At 58.5% G+C, this 13,609-nt stretch carries 14 protein-coding genes and 2 pseudogenes; 9 read left to right on the forward strand and 7 right to left on the reverse strand.

Features of this window, described 5'->3' with window-relative positions; all coding sequences use genetic code 11:
* Positions 1 to 21: 21 nt before the first annotated feature.
* Positions 22 to 981, reverse strand: a complete 960-nt coding sequence (locus HBJ59_RS12815) for a LysR family transcriptional regulator (RefSeq protein WP_167663735.1) — start codon at positions 979 to 981, stop codon at positions 22 to 24.
* Positions 982 to 1,243: 262 nt separating this feature from the next.
* Here HBJ59_RS12815 and argH point away from each other — a divergent pair, with 262 nt between their 5' ends.
* From argH to HBJ59_RS12845, 6 genes are all read left to right on the forward strand, one after another.
* Positions 1,244 to 2,671, forward strand: a complete 1,428-nt coding sequence (gene argH, locus HBJ59_RS12820) for an argininosuccinate lyase (protein ID WP_167663736.1) — start codon at positions 1,244 to 1,246, stop codon at positions 2,669 to 2,671.
* A 180-nt stretch (positions 2,672 to 2,851) separates the two neighbouring features.
* Positions 2,852 to 3,730, forward strand: a complete 879-nt coding sequence (locus tag HBJ59_RS12825; RefSeq protein ID WP_063027828.1) for an amino acid ABC transporter permease — start codon at positions 2,852 to 2,854, stop codon at positions 3,728 to 3,730.
* Between the two features lie 23 nt (positions 3,731 to 3,753).
* Positions 3,754 to 4,518, forward strand: a complete 765-nt coding sequence (locus tag HBJ59_RS12830; protein ID WP_167663737.1) for an amino acid ABC transporter ATP-binding protein — start codon at positions 3,754 to 3,756, stop codon at positions 4,516 to 4,518.
* Between the two features lie 25 nt (positions 4,519 to 4,543).
* A complete protein-coding gene (locus HBJ59_RS12835) occupies positions 4,544 to 5,365 on the forward strand; it encodes an ABC transporter substrate-binding protein (protein ID WP_167663738.1) in 822 nt (273 codons plus the stop codon).
* A 147-nt stretch (positions 5,366 to 5,512) separates the two neighbouring features.
* Positions 5,513 to 6,682 carry an MFS transporter gene (locus HBJ59_RS12840; RefSeq protein WP_167663739.1) on the forward strand — a complete coding sequence of 390 codons (1,170 nt, stop codon included), beginning with the start codon at positions 5,513 to 5,515 and terminating at the stop codon, positions 6,680 to 6,682.
* Between the two features lie 64 nt (positions 6,683 to 6,746).
* The gene (locus HBJ59_RS12845) at positions 6,747 to 7,697 is read left to right on the forward strand and encodes a hypothetical protein (protein ID WP_167663740.1); all 951 of its coding nucleotides are present in this window, start codon (positions 6,747 to 6,749) and stop codon (positions 7,695 to 7,697) included.
* Positions 7,698 to 7,709: 12 nt separating this feature from the next.
* On the opposite strand, the gene HBJ59_RS12850 is transcribed toward HBJ59_RS12845, so the two are convergent.
* The 3 genes and pseudogenes from HBJ59_RS12850 to HBJ59_RS12860 form a co-directional block, all read right to left on the reverse strand.
* Positions 7,710 to 8,366: a hypothetical protein gene (locus HBJ59_RS12850; RefSeq protein ID WP_167663741.1), complete on the reverse strand. Its 657-nt coding sequence runs from the start codon at positions 8,364 to 8,366 to the stop codon at positions 7,710 to 7,712.
* A 30-nt stretch (positions 8,367 to 8,396) separates the two neighbouring features.
* Positions 8,397 to 8,774, reverse strand: coding sequence for a hypothetical protein (locus tag HBJ59_RS12855; RefSeq protein WP_076016618.1), 378 nt, complete (start codon positions 8,772 to 8,774; stop codon positions 8,397 to 8,399).
* A 77-nt stretch (positions 8,775 to 8,851) separates the two neighbouring features.
* A pseudogene (locus HBJ59_RS12860) lies at positions 8,852 to 9,097 on the reverse strand (sulfite exporter TauE/SafE family protein); the annotation flags it as partial.
* Between HBJ59_RS12860 and HBJ59_RS12865 the strand changes: the two are divergent.
* A pseudogene (locus HBJ59_RS12865) lies at positions 9,094 to 9,201 on the forward strand (AraC family transcriptional regulator); the annotation flags it as partial. The pseudogenes HBJ59_RS12860 and HBJ59_RS12865 sit on opposite strands and share 4 nt — an antisense overlap.
* Before the next feature lie 104 nt (positions 9,202 to 9,305).
* Entirely contained in the window at positions 9,306 to 9,686 is a 381-nt protein-coding gene (locus HBJ59_RS12870; RefSeq protein ID WP_167663742.1) for a helix-turn-helix transcriptional regulator, read from the forward strand.
* 17 nt (positions 9,687 to 9,703) lie between these two features.
* Here the strand turns inward: HBJ59_RS12870 and HBJ59_RS12875 are convergent, their stop codons facing one another.
* The gene (locus HBJ59_RS12875) at positions 9,704 to 10,642 is read right to left on the reverse strand and encodes a GlxA family transcriptional regulator (RefSeq protein WP_167663743.1); all 939 of its coding nucleotides are present in this window, start codon (positions 10,640 to 10,642) and stop codon (positions 9,704 to 9,706) included.
* A 115-nt stretch (positions 10,643 to 10,757) separates the two neighbouring features.
* On the opposite strand from HBJ59_RS12875, the gene HBJ59_RS12880 reads away from it, so the two are divergent.
* A complete protein-coding gene (locus HBJ59_RS12880) occupies positions 10,758 to 11,552 on the forward strand; it encodes an SDR family oxidoreductase (protein ID WP_167663744.1) in 795 nt (264 codons plus the stop codon).
* A 61-nt stretch (positions 11,553 to 11,613) separates the two neighbouring features.
* Here HBJ59_RS12880 and HBJ59_RS12885 read toward each other — a convergent pair whose 3' ends face one another.
* Both HBJ59_RS12885 and HBJ59_RS12890 read right to left on the reverse strand, forming a co-directional pair.
* Entirely contained in the window at positions 11,614 to 12,387 is a 774-nt protein-coding gene (locus tag HBJ59_RS12885) for a hypothetical protein (RefSeq protein WP_167663745.1), read from the reverse strand.
* Between the two features lie 113 nt (positions 12,388 to 12,500).
* Positions 12,501 to 13,559 carry an MBL fold metallo-hydrolase gene (locus tag HBJ59_RS12890; protein ID WP_167663746.1) on the reverse strand — a complete coding sequence of 353 codons (1,059 nt, stop codon included), beginning with the start codon at positions 13,557 to 13,559 and terminating at the stop codon, positions 12,501 to 12,503.
* Between the last annotated feature and the right edge of the window lie 50 nt (positions 13,560 to 13,609).

Raw genomic sequence — 13,609 nt, forward strand, 5'->3', positions numbered from 1 at the left:
GATCTCTGTACATCCTTAGGGCTAGATTGGCGCTTTGAGATCCACGCCTAGTGCCGTTGCGAAGGCTTTGACCAGCGGGCTGCGCGGGGCGTTGTGGCGCAGGATGAGGTTGAACGGTGTGCTCAGGTGGATCTGTTCCGGGCATAACACGCGCAGGCGCCCTTCTCTCACCAGCGGCGCGGCGTAGTGTTCCGGGAGGAACCCCAGGAAGCGGCCCGTGAGGATGAGGATGGCGACGGCTTCTACCTGTGAGGCCGAGGCGGACTGGCTGTCGTAGCTGACGAAGTTGGCCTTGTCGCTGTGGATCGCGTAACGATGGTTGACCACTTCGTGCTGGCGCAACACATCTGCGTTGATGTCCCTCGCTTCAAACAGCGGATGCCCGACGGCGCAGTACGCGTGGGACTTTTCTTCGTACAGCGGGAAATAATCGAATTCTTCCCGCCGCTGGTATACCGGGACGATGCCGACAATCAGCCGCCCTTCCACCACGCCCCGTTCAACTTCGTCCAGTTGCGAGGCATGTAGGCGTAATCTTATTTTTGGCGATTCTGTATGTAATTTTCCCAGCGCTTTAATCAGCGGCGAATTAAAGTCCGATACGGTGTTATCAATAACGCCCACACTAAGGTCGCCGATCAGTTCGTTCTGTGCCGAACTAAGCTTGTCTCTGAAACTGTCTACCGAGGCAAATAATTCAATGGACGCTTGATAGACTAATTTTCCTTCTTCGGTCAGGCCAAACCCTTCCCGCCCTCGCGTACACAGGCGCATGCCGATGCGAATTTCGAGGTCGGAAATCTGCTTGCTGATTGCCGCCAGGCCCACATTCAGCTCATTCTGCGCCGCGCTGAAGCCGCCCGCTTCGACCACAGCCTTGAACACCCGCAGCAATTTGAAGTCCAGTCCGCTGAGTTGCAGCGCAGGTCTTGTGCCGGGTTTTGGCGGTATGTTTCCAGAAGTGGAAAGTGGGGTTTCCATAATACGTGTTGACCTCAAGTGCCATCTTCAACAGGCTTTGACCTACTCCATGAACATCGCCGGGCGGCAATAATGAACATACTTAACCGCCCTTGGCAACCTTGAATATAGCGGGTTGAACGGCTTTTACCGGCTGATTTAACGCCCATAAAAACCTGACACTTCGATCAGGACTTTTCGTTTTGCTACTGCCCTCCGAATCCATAAGGCCAAGCCACGTCCATCGGGCTTGTCACTTCTAAAAACAAGCGTGAGGAACACCATGTCTCAGCCCACCGATCGCCTCTGGGGTGCTCGCTTCAAGTCCGGCCCGTCTGCTGCTTTGGCGGCGCTGTCCCGTTGCCCTGAGCGCTATTTTCGCCTGACGCCCTACGACCTGGCCGGCTCCCGAGCCCATGCCCGTGAGTTGCAGCGTGCCGGGTTGCTGGATGAGTCGGAAACCTTGCGCACCCTGGAAGCACTGGACCGGATTGGTGAGGACTTTGCCGCTGGCCGCCTGCACCCGACGCTGGATGACGAGGATGTGCACACCTTCATCGAGCGGGTGTTGACCGAGCGTTTGGGCGCCCTGGGCGGCAAGTTGCGCGCCGGGCGTTCGCGCAATGACCAGACGGCCAACGATTTGCGCCTGTTCCTGCGGGACCACGCGCGCACCATCACCACCGAGGTGTTGAGTTTGCAGCAGGCGCTGGTGGACCAGGCCGAGCAGCATATCGAGAGCATCTGCCCGGGTTTCACCCACTTGCAGCAGGCGCAGCCGATTGTGTTCGCCCATCACTTGTTGGCTCATGCGCAATCGATGCTGCGGGATGTGCAGCGCTTGGTGGATTGGGACGCGCGTACGGCGTTGTCGCCGTTGGGTGCTGCGGCGATGGCCGGCTCGGCGATTGCTCGTCAGCCGGAGCATTCGGCCAAGGAGATGGGTTACACCGGGCCGTGCGAAAACTCTATCGATGCTGTAGCCAGTCGTGACCACGTGGCGGAATTTCTGTTTGTGGCGGGCATGCTCGGTGTGAATATTTCGCGGCTGTCGGAGGAGTTTTGCCTGTGGTCGTCGCGCCAGTTTCGCTGGGTGCAGCTGGACGATGCCTACGCCACCGGTAGCTCGATCATGCCGCAGAAGAAGAACCCGGACATTGCCGAATTGGCGCGGGGTAAGGCTGGGCGGTTGATTGGCAACCTGACTGGGTTGATGTCCACGCTCAAGTCCTTGCCGCTGTCGTACAACCGCGATTTGAGTGAAGACAAGCACAGTGTGTTGGACAGCGTGGATACCTTGCTGCTGGTGCTGCCGGCGATGGCCGGGATGGTCGCGACGATGAAGGTGCAGGTGGAAGAGCTGCGGCGTCAGGCGCCGATGGGTTTCACCCTGGCGACTGAGGTGGCGGATTGGTTGGCCACTCGCGGTGTGCCGTTCAAGGAGGCCCACGAGATTACCGGCGCGTTGGTGCAGGCCTGTGAGAAGCATGAGATTGAATTGTGGGAAGCCTCGCCGGCGTTGTTGGCGGAGGTGGATACGCGGCTGACGCCGGAAGTACGTGAGTGCCTGACCCTGGAAGCAGCGATTGCGGCGCGCAGTGGTTGGGGTGGTACGGCGCCGGAGCGGGTACGGGAGCAGATTGGGCGGTTGAAGACTGCGTTGGCTGTGCAGCAAGAGTGGACACAGAGTTACACCGGTTTTCGGATTTGAGACGGCTTCACTTGTAGGAGCGAGCTTGCTCGCGAAAAACTCAAGAGCGCCGCTGGGTGTCAGGTTTCCAGCGTTATCGTTCACGACCATCGCGAGCAAGCTCGCTCCTACAGGGTTAAAGATCGTTCCCACGCTCCGCGTGGGAACGATCAGTGTATTCAGTTGTTTTGGAGAGTCACCATGAAACAAACCCCGGCAGAGCGCTTGCAAGCGGAGCGCCAGCAGACCGAGAACCAGTTCGACATCACGAAGTACGAGCATGTGCCCCGTCGCTACTACGGCCGGATGGTGTTCGCCACGCTAATTGTGGTCGCCCTGGCCGCCTTGTTGCGGGCATTCGCCAACGGTCAAATCGAATGGTCCTACATCGGTCAGTTCCTCACGTCCGAGGCGATTATCTGGGGCCTGGTGAACACCATCATCATGTCGATCCTGGCCATGGCGCTAGGGGTGGTGATCGGGGTGATCACGGCGATCATGCGCATGTCGGCCAACCCGATCCTGCGCTACGTGGCCATCACCTACACCTGGCTGTTCCGGGGTACGCCGCTGATTCTGCAACTGCTGTTGTGGTTCAACCTGGCGCTGATTTTCCCGGTGATCGCGATTCCCGGCCTGTTCAGTATCGACACCGTAGACCTGATGACGCCGTTCGTGGCCGCCCTCCTCGGCCTGAGCATCAACCAGGGCGCCTACACCGCCGAAGTGGTGCGCGCCGGCCTGTTGTCGGTGGACACCGGCCAGTACGAAGCCGCCAAGTCGATCGGCATGCCGAGCCTTCAGGCGCTGCGTAGGGTGATTCTGCCCCAGGCGATGCGGGTGATCATTCCGCCTGTAGGCAACGAGTTCATCAGCATGGTGAAAATGACCAGCCTGGCGAGTGTGATCCAGTACTCGGAGCTGCTGCACAACGCGCAAAACATCTACTACGCCAACGCCCGGGTCATGGAGCTGCTGATTGTTGCCGGCATCTGGTACCTGGCGGTGGTGACTGTTCTTTCATTCGGTCAGAGCCGCCTCGAGCGTCGTTTTGCCCGCGGCGCCGGCAAGCGTTCGTAAGCCCTGACTGAGGAGATTTGCCCATGAGAAGCATCGTCAAGGCCGTGAACCTGAACAAGTATTACGACCAGTTTCACGCGCTGCAGGACATCAACCTGGAAGTCGAGCAAGGCGAAGTGCTGTGCATTATCGGCCCATCCGGTTCCGGCAAAAGTACCCTGCTGCGCTGCGTCAATCAGCTGGAAAAAATCGACAAGGGCGGCCTGTGGGTCGACGGCGAACTGGTGGGCTATCGGGTCGTCGGCAACAAGCTGCATGAGTTGAATGAATCACAGATCGCCCGCCAGCGCTTGGCCACCGGCATGGTGTTTCAGCGCTTCAACCTGTTCCCGCACATGACCGTGTTGCAGAACATCATCGAAGGCCCGTGCCAGGTGCTCAAGCGTTCACCCAAGGAAGCCACCGAGGACGCGCTGGAGTTGCTGGCCCGGGTTGGCCTGGCAGACAAGCGCAATGCCTACCCGGTGGAATTGTCCGGCGGCCAGCAACAGCGTGTGGCAATTGCCCGTGCGTTGGCGATGCGGCCCAAGCTGATGTTGTTTGACGAACCCACGTCAGCCCTCGACCCGGAGCTGGTAGGAGAAGTGCTGTCGGTGATGCGCGATTTGGCCACCACCGGCATGACCATGATTGTGGTCACCCATGAATTGGGCTTCGCCCGCGAAGTGTCCAACCGCATGGTGTTTATGGATGCCGGCCAGATTGTGGAAGCCGGCAGCCCTGAAGAAATTCTAATAAGCCCACAAAACCCGCGTACCCAAAGCTTTATTTCTGCCGTTCGCACTTAATTAAAAAACTAACGAGAACGCCCCCATGAAAAATCTGTTTCTTCCAAGTTTGCTCGTAGGCCTGATGGCCTCCACTTCGGTTTTGGCGGCATTGCCGGCAGCGATCAAGGACAAGGGTGAGATCAGCGCGGCCATCGTGCCGAACTACCCGCCGATGGATTTCAAGGACACCGCCACCAACAAACTCACCGGCCTGGACTTTGACCTGGGCAACGCCCTGGCCGAACGTTTGGGGGTGAAAATCAAGTGGCAGGAAACCGGCTTCGAACAGATGCTCAGCGGCCTGACCACCAAGCGCGTGGACATTGTGCTGTCGGGCATGAGCGACACCGCCGAGCGTCAGAAGTCGGTGACCTTTATCGACTACTTCACCAGCGGGCCGCAGTTGTACACCCTGGCCAAGCGTGAAGAGCTCAAGGAATTGACTGACCTGTGCGGTAAAAAAGTCGGCACCAGCCGACGTACGACCTGGCCGTCGGAAATTGCCGCGTGGAGCAAGGAAAACTGCGAAAAGGCCGGTAAGCCAGCCATCGTGGTGATTGGCACCGAGGGCTCGGCGGATGCCCGGGCGCAGTTGCAGCAGAACCGTCTGGATGCCGCGATGCAGGGCAGTGAAACCATTCCTTACCTGATGGCGCTGGACAAGGGTAAGTACAAGCCGGTGGGCCTGGCGATTTCCAAGCAGTTCACGGGGTTGGGGATTGAGAAGAGCAATACCGAGTTGGTCACGGCCATCAGTGAGGCTTTGCAGGGCATGATTGACGATGGGACGTACGGCAAGATTTTGAAGAAGTGGGATCTGGAGCAAGGTGCGGTTGAAAAAATCAGCATCAATGCCGGCCAGTAACTCGATCTAAATGTGGGAGCGGGCTTGCTCGCGAATGCGGTGGATCAGCCAGTACATTTGGCACTGACATACCGCATTCGCGAGCAAGCCCGCTCCCACACTTGATCTTCATCGCCTTGAAAAAAGAATAAGGACATCCGCCCCACCGTGGCCACGTACTCCCTGGTAATCCGCCGCCTGATGATCTGCTCGGTGACCATCGTCGTCAGCCGCGCCATGACCAGCCCGTTGCTCGCGCTGTTGCTCAGCACCCGCCTGGGCCTCAACCAGCAAGACATCGGCTTGCTGATGGGCATTGCTGTGTTCATTGCCACCCTGCTGGGCCTCTACGGTGGTTACATCATCGACCGTCTGGAAAAGCGCAAGCTGCTGATCCTGGCGATGCTCTCCAGCTCCATCGGTTTTCTGTTGCTGACCTTTGCCAGCAACCTGTACCTGACCACCCTGACGCTGGTGATCACCGAAGCCGCTTCGGCGCTGTTCCTGATCGGCTCCAAGGCGATCATCAGCGAGAACCTGCCGGTGGGCCAGCGGGCCAAGGTGTTTTCCCTGCGCTACACCCTGACCAATGTCGGCTACGCCACCGGCCCGATGCTCGGCGTGGTGATTGCCGGCCAGATGCCCCTGGCGCCCTTCCTGATCGCCAGCGCGATTGCTTTTGGCAGTCTGTTCCTGATGATCGGCATCCCGCCGACCCAGCGCGACGACAGCAATAAACCCTTAAGTTTTCTCAGCACCCTGAGGACGCTGCGCAGTGATCGCACCTTGATCCTGTTTACCAGCGGCAGCCTGTTGAGCACCATTGTCCACGGGCGCTACACCCTGTATCTGTCGCAGTTTCTGCTGGTGGCCTACAAGCCGGAGAACGCGCTGAAAATTCTCTCCGCCGTGCTGGCGTGCAACGCCATCACGGTGATCCTGATGCAGTACCAGATCGGCCGCTTCCTCAAGCGCGAACAACTGCGCTACTGGATCGTGCTTGGCACCTCGCTGTTTATTGCCGGTTTGATCGGCTTCAGCATGGCGGACGGCCTGGTGTCGTGGTGTATCGCGATGTTTGTGTTCACCCTCGGGGAGATGATCATCTACCCCTCCGAGTTCCTGTTTATCGACACCATCGCCCCGGACGCCCTGCGCGGCAGTTATTACGGCGCACAAAACCTGGCGGCATTTGGCGGGGCGCTGAGCCCGGTGATCTGCGGCTACCTGCTGATCAATGCATCGCCCGCCTCGATGTTCTATGTACTCAGCGGGCTGACGGCGATGGGTGGCACCTTGTGTTTCTTGAGTGGACGGCGTGTGGTGGTCCGTGCGTAATTTCTACTGATATTTGCGCGATATCCCGCTATTAATAGCGAAATCTCTCACGGACCCGAGCCCCATGAAATTCGATACGGCCTACAGCCTGAGTCTCGACGACAAGCTGTCGATCTATGACGTGCGCGACCTGAATTTCGACGAAACCGCCGCCTTCGATTCCGACAAGGACAGTTTCCTGTGCCCCAACGATGAATGCCGGGCGGCGTTTGCGGCGGGCAATGTGTTGGGCACGTTCAACGCGAAAAACGTCAACTACCTGCGCACGCCCCACTTCAAGAACATCCCCAGTACCCGGCATATCGGGGGCTGCCGTTACGCCAGTCGCCATGCCGGAAAAGGTGAAGCTGAGGATGGGCCGGAGGAAAGTTTCCCGTCGGAATTTGTGCTGACGCGACGCCAGTACGAACGCAAAACACCAGTCATCGGTGCCGAGGGCGGCACCCCACAAGAACCACCGAAAACGCCGGCAACTCGCAACGCCTTGTCTCACAGCTCAAGCGACACCACCCCGGACAAGACCAGCGTCTTTGCCCACCCGGTGGAATGCTACGTGTCGAATATCGGCGACAAAGACAAGCTCAAAAGCATGCCCTTGAAGATCGGCGATCACACCGCGACCTACTGGACGTTTTTCAAGAAGATCGAATACCTGCAAGACAACAAAGGCCTGATCTACTGGGGCAAGATCAAAGAGATCAAGGACTACACCAGCAGCTTTCGCATCGACTTCGAAAAGAAGGCCTGGCTCGACAAGAAGCCCTATTCCATCAACGTTTACCTGAGCAAAAAACTGATCGAGAACTACCGTAAGCGCAAGGCGTTCCTGGAGCAGATCAAGGCCGCGGTGGACAGTGATCGAGCGCTGTATTGCTTCTTCTACGGGGTGACGCCGGAGCTGAAACAGGTGCCGAGCAAGAAAAACCCCGAGCAGACGTTCGGGGTGTTCAGTGCCAATATCGAGAACCTGGATCACCTGATTATTCGCGAAGCGCCGGGGTTGGAAGAACGGTGATGCGACTCCAGTTCAGGCCCTTCGTCTGAATAGACGGTACTTTTCACGGGCAAGTGCGGCGCCAGCAGGGTCCAAGCCGCCTACCGTGACCAACCAATGAATCAGCATTTCCTCATCCGGCCAGTGAAGTCCCTTCACATCTTTCAAGCTTCGAGGCGTATGGTTGATTCGAGCGTCGTAATGCAGAGCGCTCCAAGACGCTGCGGAAAGATCCACGCCTTCTGCGTCCATCTCAAAACTTCGCAATATTTCGTTGATTTGAGTCTGCGCACTCCGATCACCCCGCTGCTGCAGGCAGTACGACTCGACCAAGCTGACGAATTGCTGCCCAGGCACCGACGGATCAACCAAATCCAAAACATCAGACTTTAAGGCAAGATCCACAACACCACTCATCCAGCGATTAATAAAGGTGTACACAAAGCTATCGGCGTCGGCCTTTTTCATATCAAAAAACAGCATGCAATAGCGGGTTTTCAGATGTATCGCCAACAGCACATGTTTACGTTGCACCGTCGCGGCATGGACCAGCCACTCATGAGGGTCGGCGTACAGGTCATCGCCCTGCCTCTCCTCTGGCGACGTTTTTTGAACCGGGGAAATTTTTTTGCCTTTGCGAACCCGGCTAAAGAAATCGGCAGCCGCCTGAGTACAATTAAAACTTAGCATCAAGGTATTTCCTGAACATTTTTACTGAAGTTAAAGACAAGATTCTCGGTCGTCTGATACGTGTTCAGCAACCCACTCGATTTCATAACGCTGCCTGACCGCGTAGCTGATAGCACTCAATGTTTCTTCGCTTAATACCGACAACTCTGAATCACTCAATAAATCAAGGCTGATCATTTGTGCAAGGCTCTCCCAGGCTCTCGAACGACTGTAGAGATTAAACGTGCGGACGACATCGTTATCGCGATCCCGGGTGAGGCGATACAGCGTCCTGTACCGAGCCTCGGCAGACAGCGTTTCGCGCTCGCTGATGGTCTTTGCATCAGCCAGTACGCCTAGGTGAAAGCGCTCAAGCGCCAACGCCCTGAGGACTTTGAACTTCTTCCAATCGCTTTCGCAAATGGACATCACATTCCCCCATCACTTTCTTTTGAACAGAGAAGTAACCCTAGACTGCGACTGAAAGGCCGCAAAATCCACTTGCGTCAGACCAGCATGCTCACCATCACCACGCCCAACAACCCGATATACACCCGCGCATGCAGTGCATCCGGGATGCGGCCGATCCACGGTGCCGCCAGGCGAATGCCCAGCAGCGAACCCACGGTGAGGATGGCAAACGCCAGCAAGTCGATATAGCCGACAAACCACGCACCCAATTCCTCCTTGGCGAATCCTGCCATGAGCATGTAGGTAAACGTACCGGCCAGCGCGACCGGCACGCTCAACGGGGCTAGCCCTGGACCTGGGCTACAAAAATCCGGCGGCATTTTCCAGCATGTTCCGGCGAGTGCTTGGTCAGTCGCCGAGCACTTACCTGGAAGGGGCGAAATAGAGCAGCGGCGACCCTATCGAAAAAATCCAGTTGATGAGCGGTAGAAACAACTGTACAAAAACACAGTATAGTTTGCCCTCCCCCGTCGAACCTGGAGAAAGCCCATGTCCTCTCTGGCAATGAGCAGCACCGTAGAACAGCAGATCGTCCTTCATCAATTCACCCCACGGCACAGCGTCCAGGCCCGCCTGATGCTCGGCTGGAGCCGGGAAGACCTGGCCCGTGAAGCGGATGTGGAAGTGGACGCCCTTCAACGTTTTGAAAGCCATGGCGATGTGGGTGATGAAGTCCGCCTGAGTGTGGCGTTTCGTCTGGAGGCTGAAGGGTTGGTGTTTTTCCCGGGGTTTGCGCCGGGTTGGGGGATGAATGTGCGGGGCCGCGCCAGCACTTCGGCACAACCTGCCACCAAAGGGATCATCTCCCGGTTTCTGGATTCAACAGCGGCATCCATTGACCCAACAACACCTCAGCCCAATGGTGCGTAGCGCGCAAGGCCATCAACTCACGCCTGCAACTGCAACGCCCGACGGATCATCTGGGGCGGCTGGCCAAACGCTCGCAGGAAGGCTCGACGCATGCGCTCCGGGTCACCGAAGCCTGTCTCCCGGGCGACGACGTCGATGGAGTGGCTGCCGGATTCGAGCATCAAGCGCGCGGCTTCAATGCGCAGGTGTTCCACCGCCTTGGCCGGGGATTGGCCGGTTTCGGCGCGGAACAGTCGGCTGAATTGGCGCGGGCTGAGGTGTGCTGCTTCGGCTAGTTGCTCTACGGAAAGGTCCTCGCGCAGGTGCCCTTTGGCCCAGGCCAGGACGGTTTGTACGCGGTCGGACTTTGGGTCCAGTTCCAGCAACGCCGAGAACTGCGACTGGCCACCGGCACGGCGGTGATAGACCACCAGTTTTTTCGCCACGTCGCGGGCCACTTCCACCCCCAGGTCGTGCTCTACCAAGGCCAGGGCCAGATCGATGCAGGCGGTCATCCCGGCGGATGTCCAGAGCGGGCCGTCGACGGTGAAGATCCGGTCTTCTTCCAGCTTTACGTCGGGGTAGCGCTGGCGAAACGTCATGGCGTGGTACCAGTGGGTGGTTGCCTTGCGCCCTTCCAACAGCCCGGCCGCTGCCAGGTGAAAAGAACCGGTGCAGGCCGACGTAACCCGGCGCGACGCCGTCAACGACGCCTGTAGATACGCCACCATGCCGGGTGTGGGCTCGAGTAATTCGTTATCCCCCAGCACCACGATCGTGTCGTAGTCCTGCTGCCCGAACGCCAGGCTATCAATGGCAAAGCCCATGGAGCTTTTGATCGGCCCGCCATGCTCCGACAGCAAATCCACGCGGTAGAACGGTCGTCCCACCACGAAGTTGGCAAATTCGAACACGCTGCTGGTGGACAGGCTCAGCACCTGGAAACCGGGAAACAGCACGATACCGACGGACACCATGGCCAAACCTCATGTCTCTAAAGGAGGGATATATGACATTGCAGCCAATACATTACACCCATAATCTTGGTTCCAACAAGGCCGATCCCCTCCCCGGCCATTTGGAGCAACTGCCATGTCGCAACACAAAGGTTATGCCCTGATTACCGGTGCTTCGTCAGGAATTGGCGCGGTGTATGCCGACCGCTTGGCCAACGCTGGCTACGATCTGATTCTGGTGGCCCGCAACCAGCAACGCCTGGAGCAGTTGGCAACACGCTTGAAAGCCAGCACCCAACGCGACATTGAAGTGATAGCGGCCGATCTCAATCTGCCGGCCGACCTGGCGCGTATTGCCCAGCTCGCGCAGGACGACAGCCGTATCAGCCTGCTGTTGAATAACGCCGGAGTGGGCGCCACAGCTTCGCTGCTGGAGTCGGATGCCGGCAAAATGGACGCGATGATTCTGCTTAACGTGCTGGCGCTGACCCGCCTGGCCAAAGCGGCGGCAACCAACTTTGTCGCCCAGGGCCGCGGCACGATTATCAATATTGGCTCGATTGTCGCCCTCGCTCCCAAAGTGCTGAACGGGGTATATGGCGGCACCAAGGCGTTTGTGCAGGCCTTCAGCGAATCGTTGCAGCACGAGCTGAGCGACAAGGGCGTGGTGGTCCAGGTGGTGCTGCCGGGCGCCACTGCCACGGAGTTCTGGGACATCGCCGGCCTGCCGGTAAACAACCTGCCGGAAACCATGGTAATGACTACGGAAAACCTGGTGGACTCAGCCCTCGCCGGCCTGGCCCAAGGCGAAGCCGTGACGATTCCGTCCCTGCCGGACAGTGCAGATTGGGACACCTACGAAAACGCGCGGTTGGCCCTGGGCCCGAACCTGTCGCACCGTGAACCTGCCGCTCGCTATGGGTTGAAGTAATCCGGGCTGGCGCAGGCCGGGTGTAAATGCAGGCTTCCTGATTGCCTGGGCAGCCTGCTCATCATCGGGATGTCTGTGCCGACAATACCAACCGACAGCCTTGCGCCAGCGCTGCCAGACGATCGCCGGCCCAATAAGCGCCATAGAACCACGCAAACGTTAAGACTCCATCCGGGCCAGCGCCGGTGGGTATACGTATCCTTGGGTTACCCGCAGTGGCCGCTTGATGAAAGGCAGCACTTTGCGCATCGGACACCAACCCATCCAACCGATTTTCCGTGACCCGATCGTTAATCTCGTTGCCGGGATGCAGGGTGAAATGGCCCGTGTCATCCGTCAGCCGCGCATACACGGGCACCAACTCCGCACCGGCTGCACGCAGTACGTTCAGTACTTGAGCAAAGTGCGCGCTGTGTTCGATCGTTTCTCGAACATCGCCTGCAACATATTCACTGGCAAAACCAATGCGGCTGCCGGCCAAGGGCGGTGTGTTTATCAGATGACCCGAATCGGCGACCGGTGGAATCTCCACCATCACCGGCCCTTCAGGGTCGACGCCGCTGAGGGCGATCAGTGATAACGAGGGGTCGCGCACGGTGCGCATCATGGGCCCGGGGATGTCAAACCTGGGGCCGTAGCCACTTGGGGAGTCAAACTCCAGGCCGCTCTGGTGAGCGCCGGAACCGACGATTGCACCGCCAGTATCAGTGCCAAACACGACGCCCTTACTGACGGTCGGGGCGCAAGCCGGGGGAACAGAACCGTCCCCCGAGACTGACTGCTTGAACAGACACAGCGAGCCCGACACTGTCACCTTCCTACTCTTGTCGTCCATATACGACCACGCCTCGAAATTGGTTTTCGAGGGATGATTGCATCCTTTTATCGGGACGGCTGTAGGTCGGAAACAGCCTGCAACTCAGCGGCGAGATTGCATCCAAATAGCTATCACCCGCCGACGTGCTGCTCGTTACCCGCATGCTCGACTTCCAGCCACCAGGCCTGCCCGCGCTCCGGCTGATTGAGCATGAACGCCTGCCCCATCGCCGGTGTGGTGATCGACACATTACGCTCCCACGCCAGCGCCATGATGCGGTCGAACGGTTCGTGCCATGCGTGAAACGCCAGGTCGAATGTGCCGTTGTGGATCGGCAGCAGCCAGCGGCCCTTCAGGTCGATATGCGCCTGCAGGGTTTCTTCCGGTTGCATGTGAACGTGGGGCCAGTCGACGTTGTAAGCACCGGTTTCCATGAGGGTCAGATCAAAGGGTCCGTACTGCTCGCCAATACGCTTGAAGCCCTCGAAATAGCCAGTATCGCCGCTGAAGAAAATCCGCCGCGGGCCGTCGATCATCACCCACGAGCACCACAGTGTCTGGTTACCGTCGAACAGGCCGCGCCCGGAAAAGTGCTGGGCCGGTGTGGAAACAAAACGAATCCCGTCAACTTCAGTGCCCTGCCACCAATCCAGCTGCCGCACCTTGCTGGGGTCTACACCCCACTTGACCAGTGTATCGCCCACGCCCAGCGGCGCGAGGAAATAGCGGGTCTTGTCCGCCAGTTGCACCACCGCCTTGTGGTCCAGGTGGTCGTAGTGGTTGTGGGACAGGATCATCGCCTCGATCGGAGGCAGGTCTTCCAGGCTGATTGGCGGCTGATGGAAGCGCTTGGGACCGGCCCAACTGAACGGCGATGCGCGCTCGGCGAACACCGGGTCGGTCAGCCAGAACTTGCCACGCATTTTCAGCAGCACCGTGGAGTGCCCAAGGCGGAACACGCTGTGGTCGGGGGCGGCAAACAGTTGCTCACGGGTCAGCGGTTGCACCGGGATCTCACCCACCGGCCGCGTGCTGCGGGGCTTCTGGAAGAGCATCTTCCACATGATGCCCAAGGTCTTGCCCAAGCCGCCATGCTGGATGGGCTTCTGATTGGTGAAGTGACCTTGCTGCTGTTCGGAAGACTTGGGCGCTGAAGAAGAACTGTCGAGACGGGTTGAGATCGTGGCCATTACCGAGGAACTCCTGCAGACTGCTCTAAAAGTTACACTGCACAGTGTAG

This window comes from Pseudomonas sp. AN3A02, from assembly GCF_011765255.1.
Taxonomy (GTDB): domain Bacteria; phylum Pseudomonadota; class Gammaproteobacteria; order Pseudomonadales; family Pseudomonadaceae; genus Aquipseudomonas.

Excerpts from the sequence above, each read along its gene's own strand:
- HBJ59_RS12825 (WP_063027828.1), top strand. The coding sequence starts at position 2,852 with ATGAAACAAACCCCGGCAGAGCGCTTGCAAGCGGAGCGCCAGCAGACC.
- HBJ59_RS12845 (WP_167663740.1), top strand. The coding sequence starts at position 6,747 with ATGAAATTCGATACGGCCTACAGCCTGAGTCTCGACGACAAGCTGTCG.
- HBJ59_RS12835 (WP_167663738.1), top strand. The coding sequence starts at position 4,544 with ATGAAAAATCTGTTTCTTCCAAGTTTGCTCGTAGGCCTGATGGCCTCC.
- HBJ59_RS12855 (WP_076016618.1), bottom strand. The coding sequence starts at position 8,774 with ATGTCCATTTGCGAAAGCGATTGGAAGAAGTTCAAAGTCCTCAGGGCG.
- HBJ59_RS12815 (WP_167663735.1), bottom strand. The coding sequence starts at position 981 with ATGGAAACCCCACTTTCCACTTCTGGAAACATACCGCCAAAACCCGGC.
- HBJ59_RS12850 (WP_167663741.1), bottom strand. The coding sequence starts at position 8,366 with ATGCTAAGTTTTAATTGTACTCAGGCGGCTGCCGATTTCTTTAGCCGG.
- HBJ59_RS12875 (WP_167663743.1), bottom strand. The coding sequence starts at position 10,642 with ATGGTGTCCGTCGGTATCGTGCTGTTTCCCGGTTTCCAGGTGCTGAGC.
- argH (WP_167663736.1), top strand. The coding sequence starts at position 1,244 with ATGTCTCAGCCCACCGATCGCCTCTGGGGTGCTCGCTTCAAGTCCGGC.
- HBJ59_RS12890 (WP_167663746.1), bottom strand. The coding sequence starts at position 13,559 with ATGGCCACGATCTCAACCCGTCTCGACAGTTCTTCTTCAGCGCCCAAG.
- HBJ59_RS12830 (WP_167663737.1), top strand. The coding sequence starts at position 3,754 with ATGAGAAGCATCGTCAAGGCCGTGAACCTGAACAAGTATTACGACCAG.
- HBJ59_RS12880 (WP_167663744.1), top strand. The coding sequence starts at position 10,758 with ATGTCGCAACACAAAGGTTATGCCCTGATTACCGGTGCTTCGTCAGGA.
- HBJ59_RS12870 (WP_167663742.1), top strand. The coding sequence starts at position 9,306 with ATGTCCTCTCTGGCAATGAGCAGCACCGTAGAACAGCAGATCGTCCTT.
- HBJ59_RS12885 (WP_167663745.1), bottom strand. The coding sequence starts at position 12,387 with ATGGACGACAAGAGTAGGAAGGTGACAGTGTCGGGCTCGCTGTGTCTG.